The sequence below is a fragment of the Acinetobacter sp. GN11 genome (genome assembly GCF_054823985.1).
Window position 1 is genome coordinate 1 of the sequence record NZ_JRVL01000180.1, and the last position, 12994, is coordinate 12994.

Genomic DNA, 12994 nt, shown 5'->3' on the forward strand with positions numbered 1-12994 from the left:
TAAAACTCTTACTGTTCTTTTGCTTCTTCTTGTAGACACACATCCCAATCGCAATACCTGTTCCTATCACTAAAATTGACTTTAACATTTTGCACCTCTTCGATTGACGGAGTAACTTTTGAAAAATCAGCTTTAATTAATAGCACATAATTTGTTATTTAACGGCTTTCATTTGCTCCGCTTTTGTAAGGTATTTAATTTTTATGTTAATTGAATAGTTAAAAAATAAATTTTGATACAAAGCAAAAAGCCTATTCTATATTTTGAATAGGCTTTTTACTGTATTTCAGGATTAAGCAGTATTATGAATTACTTTAAGCAATCTTATTATCTTTGAATACACTACAAATGTATTTAATGCTGAAGTTTTAGTCAAGATAGAGTTGAGTGGTTATACCAATAATTAGTGGTTCTTGTGATGGATATCACGTTTATTTATTTGAAATAAGAAAAACCCATTTCTACTTCTCATGAAGAAATGGGTAATGTGAAAACCACAAAAGACCTGAAATACCAAATGTTCTTACATTCAGTAAGGTTGAGTGTAGTGAATTTACCGAATGGTTGACAATTAAACTAATTGTGTTTTTTTTAGTCATTTCGGCCAATAAAAAAACTGTTATGATTCTGTAGATTAACTCTGTTTAGTCATTCATTATTAACCCAAAATTCTATCAAGTACCCTCACCCAATTATTAAGACATATATTTTCAATCAGTATTTTAGAATAACCACGCTGTTGCATACGCTCAATTAAGCGATGTAGCCCTGTCACATCTTCAAGTTCAGTACCAATAAGTGCACCGTCAAAATCAGAGCCAAAGCCCACATGTTCTTCGCCTAAATGATCCATTAAATATTCTAAATGTTCTAAAATTACATTTATGGATGTATCCGCATTGCGCTGTCCATCTGACCGTAAAAACGCGACATCAAAATTTACGCCTACCATACCTTTACTTTCTCGGATTGCTTTAAGCTGCGAGTCAGTTAAGTTACGTGCTTGAGCACATAAAGCATGCGCATTAGAGTGCGTTGCTACGATTGGCTGCTGCAATATATCTACCGTATTCCAAAAAGCTTGTTCATTCATGTGTGAAACATCAATCACCATCTTTTTATCGGCACAGCGTTTTATAAAGTCTTTGCCATCGCTGGTAAGACCTACTCCAGTGTCGGGCGAATGAGGAAACTTAGCATTTAAACCATGTCCAAAGCGGCTCGGTCTATTCCAGAGTGGGCCAATACTACGCAGGCCTCTTTCATAAAACACATCGAGTAAATCAGGATTTTGTTGTAGAGCTTCTGCACCTTCCATATGCAACACAATTGCTAGCTTTTGCTCTGCTAAGCAATCTTGAATATTCTGAACCGATGTACAAATTTTAATATTTTTAGAGCGCTGAGCGAGTTGATGAGCTAAATCGAGTTGTTCCAAGCAAATTTGTTCAATTTGCTGTTGGGTAAAATCAGAAGCATTCTGATCAAATAGCTTATTAGGATGATGCTGTTGAACATAGCTATATGGGGGTAAAAAAATCGCAAACATTCCTCCCCTAAAACCAGCTTCTTGACAGCGTTTTAGATCAAGATGACCAGCTAAGCGTTCATGAATAAAAGCATGTACAGGATCTGGGTGATCACTTAGCCATAAACGTGTTAAAGCATCATTATGCCCATCAAAAACTGGAATATGGCTAGGCTTCATGAGCATTCCTATTACTTGCTATATGACTGTAATTGTGTGGACTGGAATATTTTGTTTGGCGCTTAAAGATTTAGAGTTTCTACTATTACGGAATACTAAATTTTGCAGTGGTGCAGCCAACTGACTTTCTGTACGTGCTTGTTCAATCATTTGATGATACGGCGATTTCCCACATACAGGATCTGCATTAGCCGCATCTCCAGTCAACATATAGGCCTGACAACGACATCCGCCAAAGTCACGATCTTTCTCTGGGCAACTACGGCACCCTTCTGGCATCCATGCATCACCACGGAAATGATTAAATCCAGTTGATTTGTACCAGATATCTGACAATTTATGTTCGTGGACGTTTGGAAATGAAATTGGCAATTGTCGTGCTGCGTGGCAAGGCAGTGCCATACCATCTGGAGCAACTGTAAAGAAGATTTTACCCCAGCCATTCATACAAGCTTTTGGCCGTTCTTCATAATAATCAGGCACTACAAAAATGAGTTTACAAGGATGATTTTGCGCTTTTAATTTTTCTCGATATTCATTGGTAATCCGTTCTGCACGTATCAGTTGCTCTTGTGTGGGTAATAAACCTTGGCGGTTTAGAAAAGCCCAACCATAAAACTGACAAATTGCTAGCTCGACTGTATCGGCATTCAGCTCAAGGCAAAGTTCAATAATTTGTTCAATCTGGTCAATGTTATGTCGATGAATAACAAAGTTAAGTACCATTGGATAATCGTATTTCTTAACCAGTCGGCACATTTCATACTTTTGTTCAAAAGCATGCTTTGAACCTGCCAAGGCATCATTTACCACAGGATCACTCGCTTGAAAGCTGACTTGAATGTGGTCTAAACCCGCTTGTTTTAGATCAGCAATACGTTGTTCGGTAAGGCCCATACCCGAGGTAATTAAGTTGGTATAAAACCCTTGCTGATGAGCATGTGCAACGAGTTGTTCTAAATCTTGACGTACCAGTGGTTCACCACCAGAGAAACCGAGTTGAACAGCACCCATCTGACGTGCTTGATCAAAAACATCAAACCACTCTTGAGTGGTCAGCTCATTTTTATGCTGAGCGTAGTCCAATGGGTTTGAGCAATATGGGCATTGTAGCGGACAACGATAAGTGAGTTCCGCTAATAACCATAAAGGCAGACCAACACCTTCTGTCATATTAAATCGATCCAGTATTGCTGTTTTGCGACGAGCATGTAATCCACAACATCTTGATCAATCTCAGCAATATCACCAAATTTTTGCTTTAACTGAGCAATAATTGCGGAAACATTTTGTTGCCCATCAATATATTGCCCGATTGCTCCTGCACTTTCATTTAACTTGATCATGCCTTCAGGATATAAAATCACAAAACCATTTTGAGCTGGCTCGAACTGAAAACGGTAACCTTGTCGCCATGTCGGCACAAGGTTCAAATCAAACTGCTCTTTATTCATTTAAATAGTCCTTTGTGCCAAACGCGTTTGCTCGTCACAGTGTGATACGGCGCTTCATTGTGAACATGTGCAAGTGTTAAAGCATCTAAAATGCTCCATAAAATATCCAGTTTAAACTGCAATATTTCAAGCATTCGTTCTTGTTGTTCATGAGTCGTAAATGAATCAAGCGTAATCGTTAAACCATGTTCAACATCACGGCGTGCCTGACTTAAACGAGAACGAAAATATTCATAGCCTTTATCATCAATCCATGGATAGTGCTGCGGCCATGAATCAAGTCGTGACTGATGAATTTGAGGAGCAAAAAGTTCTGTTAAAGAACTGCTTGCTGCTTCACGCCATGAAGCACGGCGTGCAAAGTTCACATAGGCATCTACGGCAAAACGAACACCTGGTAATACTAGTTCTTCAGAAATAACTTGTTCACGACTCAAGCCCACAGCTTCGGCCAAGCGTAACCATGCTTCTCGACCACCGCCATCTGGATATTCACCATCTTGATCTATCATGCGTTGAATCCATTCTTGACGGACTCGCTGGTCGGGGCAATTTGCCATAATCGCCGCATCTTTGAGCGGAATATTAATTTGATAGTAATAGCGGTTTGCAACCCAAGCCTGAATTTGTTGTTGAGTTGCCCGACCTTCATACATCATCACATGAAATGGATGATAGATATGGTAATACTGGCCTTTATCAATAATCGCTTGTTTAAATTGCTCTGTTGTTAAAGCTTCAGGTGTTTGAGTCATGTTTCACCTTAGAGTTCAATCTGCATGCCGTCATAGGCAACTTCTACACCATTTGCTTTAAGCTCAGCAAACTGGCTAGAGTTTTCATTTAAAATTGGATTGGTATTGTTAATGTGAATGAGCACTTTTTTGGGCGTACTCAGTTGATTTAAATAGGATAGCGAACCGCCTTCACCACTAATGTATAAATGCCCCATTTCACGGCCAGTTTTAGTTCCAACCCCTGTTTGTTGCATTTCATCATCTGTCCAAAGTGTTCCATCAATCATGACGCAGTCTGAACTCTGCATAATCTGCATGATTTGATCATCAATTTTTCCAAGACCCGGCGCATAGAACAACTGTTTTTGTGTTTTATGGTCTTTGATAATTAAGGCAATGTTGTCGCCGTCATGTGGGTCATGTCGATGTGGTGAATACGGCGGCGCAGCACTTTTAATGATGAGTGGAATAAATTCTAAATTTTCAAAACCATCAATTTTAAAGGCTTGTTTAGGATTAATTTCATTGTATTGAAGACCACCATTCCAGTGTTTGAGCATATTAAATACTGGAAAGCCGCTTGTTAAATCTTGGTGGACCATTTCTGTACACCATACATTCATTGGACAACCTTCACGTAAGGTTAAAAGCCCAGTCGTATGGTCTAACTGACTGTCCATTAAAATAACGCTTGTTATTCCGGTATCACGCAATTTACGTGCTGGTTGAGCTGCTTTAAATTCGAAAAGTTGCTGGCGGATATCAGGTGATGCGTTTAATAAAACCCAGTCTGTTCCATTTTCAGAAACAGCAATTGATGATTGAGTGCGAGCTTTGGCTTGGATTGAACCTGTGCGCACCCCATGACAGTTCGGGCAGTTACAATTCCACTGCGGGAACCCGCCTCCGGCAGCTGAACCTAAAACATAAATATACATAAAATTAATATCTTATTAGAAAGAGATAAGCCCTAGAACAAGACTAGGGCTTATGACATATTTGGATGAAACTGAATTAACGTGCTTCGAAGTACATAGTAACTTCAAAACCAATGCGTAAATCAGTAAAAGCTGGTTTAGTCCATTGCATAAATTATCTCCGGTTCATATTAATCTCGTGAAATGAATCACTTGATTAAATCTTATAAGGTCATTAAAAATTTATTCTAAATAAAAAATTTGGGTTTGTAGACCACCCCTAGCCAAGATATTGTTCGATAATTGTGTTTTTTGTCCAAATTTTAATATTTCGAACATATTTGCTTATTGGAGGTTTCATCAAACATTCATACTAAAAGCGTATTTTTTATCCGTCTTAATTGATCAAATGATAAAAAAATGAAAAATTTAACAACACTTTTTAAAGTAACAACACTTTCTCTGGCAGTAACGTTATTGGCTGGATGTAATGACGATGATGATGACACCGCACCGCCTGCTCAAAGAAGCAATCAAACTGTAAATATTTTAGCTTTTAATGACTTTCACGGAAATCTTGAACCACCTAAGCGTTATGTTGAAGCACCAAATCCAAATGATGCGGCTCAATCTGTTCGTATTCCTGTGGGTGGTGTGAGTTACTTTGCCGATGCGATTAAAAAACTTAAAGCAGAAAATCCAAATAACGCTGTGGTTTCGGCGGGCGACTTAATTAGTGCATCTCCTCTAACCTCTTCTTTATTTTTAGATGAACCGACCATTGAAGTCATGAATGATATTCAAATTGACTTTAATGCTGTGGGTAACCATGAATTTGACCGTGGTACAGATGAATTACGCCGTTTAAAGAACGGTGGATGTCAGCAATATACAAGTACGGCGCCTTGCCAAATTAATAAAAACTTTAGTGGTGCAAAATTTGATTTCCTTGCTGCTAACGTAGCAATGAAAAATGACGCCAGTAAAACGATCTTTCCTGCATATAAAGTCAAAACTTATGGTGGAATTCCAGTTGCATTTATTGGTTTAACTCTTAAAGCAACGCCAAGTATTGTTTCTGCTGCTGGTATTAAAGACGTTGAGTTTCGTGATGAAGCCGATACGGTAAACGCTTTGATTCCTGAGTTACAAAAACAAGGAATTGAAGCGATTGTAGTGGTTGTACATGAAGGTGCAGCCCCAAGTACGAAGTTTAATGAAAAAACATGTGATGGCTTCAGCGGCCCGATTTTAGGTATTTTGGATAAGCTTAATCCGGCAGTTGATATTGTTGTTTCAGGCCACACACACCAATCTTATATTTGTGACTATGCAACCAAAAATCCGGCAAAACCGTTCTTGCTTACCTCAGCTGGACAATATGGCACGCTCATTACCGACATCAAGGTTGAGCTAGATGGTAAAACTGGTGATGTGATTAAGAAAGATGCTAAACAAGTTCCTATACAAAGTGAGGCCTATACGTCTGGTACAACCACAGTAAGCCTGACAGATCTCTATCAAAAATTTAGTAAGACTCCAAGCATTGAAGCAATTTTAGACAAATACCGCCAAGCAGTGACCTCCATTTCAAGTCGTGTGGTTGGAACTGCAACTGCTGTGGTGAGTCGTACTCAAGTCGAAAGTGGGGAAAGCCCGCTTGGTATTATGATTGCCGATGCTCAGCAAGCGTCTGCCTTAAAAGCAAGTAACCAAGGCTCTGACTTTACCTTAATGAACCCAGGTGGTGTACGTGCCGACCTACTGATTAATAGCAGTAACCAGATTACCTTTGGCGATGTTTTTGCAGTTCAACCTTTTGGTAACTCTATTGTGACTTTGAGCTTAACTGGCAAACAAATTAGAGATGTAATTGAACAGCAATGGTCTGGTGCAAATGCAAACTCACCTAGAATTTTACAGCCATCTAAAGAATTAACTTATCAATATGCGGCAAATGTATCTGTTTCGCCACGAGCAAGTAACATCATGGTTGCTGGTTCACCGTTGGTTGACAGTAAAGTATACCGTGTGACGGTAAATAGCTTCTTAGCAGACGGCGGCGATAACTTTACAGTATTAAAAGATGGCCAAAACCGTGTAGGTGGTGGTCAAGATATTGATGCTCTGGAAAGCTATGTCTCTAAGAATTCGCCGTTAATTGTTCCAGCTACAACTCGAATTAAAGTAATTAAATAATAAGGCTCATCGAATAAAGGACAGCAAAAGCTGTCCTTTATTTTTCTATCTAAGCTTTTTATTCCGTATATAGATTAAGTTCAATACTGCTAATGTCTGCTCCAGTATTTGCAAAAATAATCTCCATAACTTCATGAAGTAATTCATTAACTTTCTCATGCTCAAAGTTAGAGGCTTCTGATGTTTTAAGACAAATCAGATTACAGCTCATTTTATCTTTTCTAATTTTGTAGATACTTTTGCTTTTACCTAAGAATACTCTTTTGATGAGTTTACGATTTTCAAATTCAGATAAAATTCTATAGATCGTTCCTAACGTTATTTTATATTCATTTTTAATTTGAGCATAAATATTGTCTGCGCTTAAGCCTTGTGGATTTTGATTTAAAATTTCAAAAACCTGTATTCTCGATTTTTTTATTGGTAGTCCATTTAATAATGATTTTGAAGTTGCCGTCATGATTAATTAGCCTTAATGGTTAAAAGTATAGAAATTTTTAAAGTTATTTTGTCTATACTGGTTTGAAAATTATGGATATTTGTTTAATAAAAAATAAAGCCTATTCCCCTACGAATAGGCTTTGTACTTAGTTTTAACTTAGAAACTATAAGTCGCTTTTACAAAGTAGTTACGTCCATAAAGTTTGGTATTAAATGATGCATCTTCATTTTCCAGATCAACATCGGTCAGGTTTTTTACGCCATAGTCCAATGTTAAACGTGGCGAAAGTGGTGAGGTAAATGTCACATCGTAAGTAGTATAGGCTGGTAACTCTTTACCACTAGATAACATTTGATGACCTACATAGCTTGCACCAAGATTCATACGATAGTTTTCAACAATAGACCATGAAAGTGAGCTATTAATTAACCATTCGGGACGTTCCGTAAGGTCTTTACCAGTTACTTCATTTTTAGCATCCAAATATGTTGCATTAGCTGTTATCCCTAAATCATCACTAAAGTCATATGCTCCGTTGAGTTCCACACCTTTCAGTTTTGCTTTAGCAACATTGTCCCATTTATATGGATATTTGGTTGGATTTGGAGAATTAGGATTAGAAACACGTTCAATTAAGTTCTCAACATCATTTTCAAATACTGTAACGCCAGCATTCCAGTTTGGTTTACGAACAATTAAAGATGCTTCATAGTTAGTACTTTCTTCGGGTTTTAGATTTGGATTTCCTGTAATAAAACAGCTCCCCCCACAAGAAATTAGCTCATAATTTGCATCTAACTGATATGGTCCTGGAACTTTATAAGCTTGACCAACACCACCTTTAAGAATAACTCCTTCAGCGAGTTGATAAGCTAAATATGCTTTACCAGTTGCTTTACCATCAAAATTATCAAAGTCGTCGTAACGACCACCTAAAGTTAAGGTCAGTGCATCGTTAATATGGGTATCGTTCTGAACAAATACTCCATAACTTTTCTGTTCAGATCCACCAGATATGTATCCTACAGGATCTGTGATTTTCTGATCTTTATAATCAACACCAGCTGTGGTGTTATTCATCATCCAGTCAAAGTTAGCAAATGCACGACCTAGTAAGTTTTCTTGCTTATAATTACGACTTTGTGGAGCATTATATTCACTGTCATAGTCATAAATTTTAGCGGTTTCTTTTCCAATATAAGCTTCTGTTTTCCCCCAGCTCCATTTCCCTCGATGAGTAATACCTACATTGGTTCGCTCATCTTCACCTTCTTGAATCGAAGATGCCGCATCTTGGGTAAGTGGTCTCTTATCTTTGGTATAACCTAAATCTAGGTCTAAAGTTTGTTGATCATTGATATCCCAACTTACAGTCCCATGTACATTCTTAGTGTCTTTTTCTACAAAATAGGCGCCATTTGAGTCCGGTTTACCATTTCGATACCACGCATCACGGTTATAAGAATCACCAGAAAGAGAAAAACTAACATTATCGGTTAAGCCACCGTATAGGTTAAATCCGTAACGGAATTGATCTTTACCATTCCCACGGTCAGCTCGGTTATATTGCCCAAAGATCGAACCATGAAGCTGTCCATTTTCGGCTTTCTTGGTAATAATATTAATTACACCACCCATGGCATCAGAACCATAAAGCGATGACATTGGTCCGCGGATCACTTCAATTCGTTCAATACTATTTAATGGAATTGAACTCCAGTCGAAGTCATTGCCCCGCCACATTGCTCCTAAGGAAGATGTTCGTTTTCCATTAAGTAGGATGAGTGTGTAACTACCAGAGGTATCTTGCATCCCTCGAATAATAATTTTGTCCTGCCCACTATTGTAGTTATAAACCCCAGCTTGTTTTTGTAAAACATCAGCAAGACTCAGCGCGGCACTGCGTTCAATCTCTTCACTTGTGATCACACTAATGGATGCAGGTGCTTTATCTACGTCTTGTTCTTTTAATGCAGCAGAAACCACAATAGTTTTAAGTTTTTGAACTGGTTCACTATTACCCTGCTGTTCACTACCTGTATTTGCTTGAACGGCGAAAGGAAGCAGTGTTGAGATGGCGACCACCAGCGCCTTTTTCGTTAACGTCATTTCTCGGCCCTTATTCTGGATAATGATTACCACATGATAATTATTATCATTTATGATGTGCCGAGCATCATATACGCATGACTTTTACTGATCAAGATAAAAATAATTATTAGTTATATAATGATAATCATTATTGTTTGTGCTGTAAAAAAGCGTTACCATTACACTTTCGTGTGCCTAAAAACCTATTTAAAACAATCTTAAAGTAGACATAACAATGCTCTCTCGATTTTTTATCTATCACCCTATTTTTGTTTCTGTCGTTGCAATCACTATTCTTATTTTTGGTTTTCTTGCCACTTTAGCAATGCCTGTCGAACGTTATCCCAACCTTGCTCCACCGGGTGTTACGGTTGTTGCGAACTATCGTGGTGCAGCTGCTGACACAGTCGAAGAAAGTGTGACCCAAATTTTAGAACAACAAATAAAAGGTCTGGATAATTTGCTTTACTTTACGTCCTATAGTGAATCATCAGGAACGAGTAGCATTGATATTCATTTTAAAATTGGCACAGATATTGATAAAGCACAGCTCCAAGTACAAAACCGAATTAATGGTGCATTAAACCGTTTACCTGAGGAAGTTCAAAGACAAGGCGTAAACATATGGAAAACCACGGGCGATATGCTACTTATTGTGGGGCTATATGATGAAACTGGTAAAACCAGCAATATTGATTTATCTGATTATATGGTGAATCACTTTGAACAACCTTTAAGTCAGTTGCAAGGCATTGGTGAGGTGAATGTTTTTGGTTCAAGCTATGCAATGCGCATTTGGTTAAATCCAAATCAGCTTAGAAATTACCAACTTGTGCCGAGTGATATCGAAAAAGCCCTAGAAGATTATAACACCCAGATTGCTGCGGGTTCGATTGGTGCAATGCCCTCTGCTTCTGACCAAAATATTTATGCAAAAGTAAAAGCAGGTTCTCGTTTAAAAACAATAGATGACTTTAAATCGGTAGTGGTTAAAGCAAATGTTGATGGTAGCCTTGTTTATTTAAAAGATGTCGCGAGAGTCGAATTAGGGGCAGAAAATTACGAAAGTATTAATACGCTTAATGGCTACCCATCGGCAGGTTTAGGGATTTCTCTAAGCCCAGATGCCAATGCAATCGAGACTTCTGCTCTTATTAAAGAAAAAATGACTCAGCTTAGCCAGCATTTACCAGCTGGATATAAAGTCGTTTATCCACGAGACAATACACCATTTATTGAAGAGTCAATTAAGCAGGTCATTATCACTTTGCTTGAAGCGATTGTATTGGTAGTGATCGTTATGTACCTCTTTTTACAAAATTGGCGCGCGACTCTTATTCCAACCATTACGGTTCCCATCGTCATTAGTGGCACATTTGTGGTGTTATATTTATTTGGAATGAGCATTAACACACTTACCCTATTTGCACTGGTTTTAGCGATTGGATTATTGGTTGATGACACGATTGTAGTAGTAGAAAATGTTGAACGGCTTATGCATGAACAACAGCTTGATGTACGTGAAGCTTGTTTAATGTCCATGCAAGAAATTAGTGGTGCATTGGTTGGTATTACGCTGGTATTAACCGCAGTATTTATTCCAATGGCTTTTTTTAGTGGTTCGACAGGTATGATTTACCGTCAGTTTTCTATTACCTTAGCGGCAGCCATGTTGTTATCGCTATTTGTAGCCATGACCATTACACCAGCAATGTGCGCAGTTTTATTAAAAAAACACAATAAAAAGCCAAAATGGGGACAAGCACTTGAGCTTGCTCTTCAAAAAGTCAGATCAGCTTTTAGCTTTCTATCCGTTCGTTTAATCCAATTTAAAGTGTTATCTAGTCTGTTGGTTGTGGGCATAGCGGTTATTTTATTTATGATTTACCGTGGCTTGCCTACAAGCTTTATTCCAAATGAAGATCAAGGACTACTCGCTGTTCCATATAGTTTGCATAACAGTGCTTCGATGAGCCAGACCGAAGAAGTTGGAAGGCTCGTCAATAATTATTTCTTTGAGCATGAAGCCAAAAATATTAATACGGTACTCGTGGTTAATGGACAAAATTTTTCAGGTAGCGGTCCAAATTTAGGTATGGCGTTTGTTTCGCTTAAACATTGGAATGAACGTAAAGGGGAAGCCAATACTGCAAGCGCTATTCGTGAACGTGCCCAAACTTACTTGCAAAAAAACTTGCCAGCTAAAGTCATGGTAGGAATGCCACCAAGTGTATCTGGTTTGGGGCAGTCTGATGCATTAGAACTTTGGCTTAGAGATGTAAATGGTCAAGGGCGTGATGAATTAATCAAACAATATAAAGCCCTAGAAAAAGAGTCTCAGAATTATTCGGCCTTTGAAAATTTAAGTCCCCTTGTGAGTGAAAATAAAGCCGAAATATTTATTCAGCTCGATCAAAATAAAGCCAAAATGCTGGGAATTGATCAACAAGCAATTCGTTCAACACTATCGACTGCTTGGGGTGGAAACTATGTTGGTGATTTTGTGGAAAGAGGCCGAATTAAAAGAATTATTATGCAAGGTGACTCTGAATTTCGCTCTAAACCCGAAGATTTAGCTTACTGGCATGTGCGAAACAATACAGGAGGAATGCTTTCCCTCGCCCATTTTGCTCAAAGTCAGTGGACTGGTGGGCCGGAAGCTTTAACTCGCTTTATGGGATTAGCTGCCATACAACTTGAAGCAAATATCAGTCCGGGCTTTAGTTCAGGACAAGCCATGCAAGAACTTACTGATATGGTTGCTAAACAATCTGGTGTAGATGTCGCATGGAGCGGACTTTCACTACAAGAGCAGCAGTCTAATCGGCAGGCTATCTTTTTATATGTCATTTCTATTTTGTTTATTTTCTTATGTTTGGCAGCCTTATATGAAAGTTGGAAAGTCCCATTTATTATTTTATTAGGTTTACCTTTAGGAATTACGGGTACTATTATTTTTGCCAAGATCTTTAACTTACCTAATGATGTTTATTTTCAAATTGCTCTATTAACGGGTATTGGCCTGTCTTGTAAAAATGCAATTCTCATTGTGGAGTTTGCGACCCAAGCACTCAAACAAGGAAAAAGTAAAATAGGCGCAGCAAGTGAGGCTTTAAAGCTGCGTTTACGTCCGATTTTGATGACGTCCTTGGCTTTTGGTGCGGGTGTTATTCCTTTAATCTTTGCCACTGGTGCAGGCGCTGCTAGTCGTTATGAAATTGGCATGAGCGTATTTGGTAGCGTCGTGTTTGGTACTTTACTTGTACCGCTATTTACGGTGTTTTTCTTTGTTATGATTCATAGTGTACCAAGTTTTCAGTGGTCAATGAGTAAACTCAAGTTTACTCGAACTTTGAAATTTAACCGCCGTATTAAAAAAGATAATACCTCGTTCTAATTGTTCAAATAAAAAAATGGCAGATATTAAATCTGCCATTTTTTATTGT

The 12994-nt window shown here is 38.2% G+C and carries 10 protein-coding genes; 2 read left to right on the forward strand and 8 right to left on the reverse strand.

Annotated features, from left to right (window positions below):
- Positions 1-658: 658 nt before the first annotated feature.
- The 6 genes from NL42_RS14965 to pqqA form a co-directional block, all read right to left on the reverse strand.
- Complete coding sequence (locus NL42_RS14965) at positions 659-1708, reverse strand: dipeptidase (protein ID WP_461313340.1); 1050 nt, start codon at positions 1706-1708, stop codon at positions 659-661.
- A gap of 18 nt (positions 1709-1726) precedes the next feature.
- The gene (gene pqqE, locus NL42_RS14970) at positions 1727-2881 is read right to left on the reverse strand and encodes a pyrroloquinoline quinone biosynthesis protein PqqE (protein WP_461313341.1); all 1155 of its coding nucleotides are present in this window, start codon (positions 2879-2881) and stop codon (positions 1727-1729) included.
- Positions 2878-3162: a pyrroloquinoline quinone biosynthesis peptide chaperone PqqD gene (gene pqqD, locus NL42_RS14975; RefSeq protein ID WP_461313342.1), complete on the reverse strand. Its 285-nt coding sequence runs from the start codon at positions 3160-3162 to the stop codon at positions 2878-2880. Before pqqD ends, pqqE begins: the two co-directional genes overlap by 4 nt.
- On the reverse strand, positions 3159-3917 hold the full coding sequence (gene pqqC / locus NL42_RS14980) for a pyrroloquinoline-quinone synthase PqqC (RefSeq protein WP_461313343.1): 759 nt from the start codon (positions 3915-3917) through the stop codon (positions 3159-3161). The genes pqqD and pqqC overlap by 4 nt, the downstream gene beginning before the upstream one ends.
- Positions 3918-3925: 8 nt before the next feature.
- A complete protein-coding gene (gene pqqB / locus NL42_RS14985) occupies positions 3926-4837 on the reverse strand; it encodes a pyrroloquinoline quinone biosynthesis protein PqqB (protein ID WP_461313344.1) in 912 nt (303 codons plus the stop codon).
- Positions 4838-4913: 76 nt separating this feature from the next.
- Positions 4914-4988, reverse strand: coding sequence for a pyrroloquinoline quinone precursor peptide PqqA (gene pqqA / locus NL42_RS14990; protein ID WP_001982218.1), 75 nt, complete (start codon positions 4986-4988; stop codon positions 4914-4916).
- 248 nt (positions 4989-5236) lie between these two features.
- Here pqqA and NL42_RS14995 point away from each other — a divergent pair, with 248 nt between their 5' ends.
- Positions 5237-7015, forward strand: a complete 1779-nt coding sequence (locus tag NL42_RS14995; RefSeq protein WP_461313345.1) for a bifunctional metallophosphatase/5'-nucleotidase — start codon at positions 5237-5239, stop codon at positions 7013-7015.
- Positions 7016-7073: 58 nt separating this feature from the next.
- Here the strand turns inward: NL42_RS14995 and NL42_RS15000 are convergent, their stop codons facing one another.
- Positions 7074-7475, reverse strand: coding sequence for a transcriptional repressor (locus NL42_RS15000; protein WP_461313346.1), 402 nt, complete (start codon positions 7473-7475; stop codon positions 7074-7076).
- A 138-nt stretch (positions 7476-7613) separates the two neighbouring features.
- Complete coding sequence (locus NL42_RS15005; RefSeq protein ID WP_461313347.1) at positions 7614-9566, reverse strand: TonB-dependent receptor plug domain-containing protein; 1953 nt, start codon at positions 9564-9566, stop codon at positions 7614-7616.
- Positions 9567-9783: 217 nt separating this feature from the next.
- Between NL42_RS15005 and NL42_RS15010 the strand changes: the two genes are divergently transcribed.
- Positions 9784-12945, forward strand: a complete 3162-nt coding sequence (locus tag NL42_RS15010) for a multidrug efflux RND transporter permease subunit (RefSeq protein ID WP_461313348.1) — start codon at positions 9784-9786, stop codon at positions 12943-12945.
- Positions 12946-12994 lie beyond the last annotated feature (49 nt).

Bases quoted from the DNA above. Each gene is read 5' to 3' on its own strand.
- NL42_RS14965 (WP_461313340.1), bottom strand. From the start codon at position 1,708: ATGAAGCCTAGCCATATTCCAGTTTTTGATGGGCATAATGATGCTTTA.
- pqqE (WP_461313341.1), bottom strand. From the start codon at position 2,881: ATGACAGAAGGTGTTGGTCTGCCTTTATGGTTATTAGCGGAACTCACT.
- pqqD (WP_461313342.1), bottom strand. From the start codon at position 3,162: ATGAATAAAGAGCAGTTTGATTTGAACCTTGTGCCGACATGGCGACAA.
- pqqC (WP_461313343.1), bottom strand. From the start codon at position 3,917: ATGACTCAAACACCTGAAGCTTTAACAACAGAGCAATTTAAACAAGCG.
- pqqB (WP_461313344.1), bottom strand. From the start codon at position 4,837: ATGTATATTTATGTTTTAGGTTCAGCTGCCGGAGGCGGGTTCCCGCAG.
- NL42_RS14995 (WP_461313345.1), top strand. From the start codon at position 5,237: ATGAAAAATTTAACAACACTTTTTAAAGTAACAACACTTTCTCTGGCA.
- NL42_RS15000 (WP_461313346.1), bottom strand. From the start codon at position 7,475: ATGACGGCAACTTCAAAATCATTATTAAATGGACTACCAATAAAAAAA.
- NL42_RS15005 (WP_461313347.1), bottom strand. From the start codon at position 9,566: ATGACGTTAACGAAAAAGGCGCTGGTGGTCGCCATCTCAACACTGCTT.
- NL42_RS15010 (WP_461313348.1), top strand. From the start codon at position 9,784: ATGCTCTCTCGATTTTTTATCTATCACCCTATTTTTGTTTCTGTCGTT.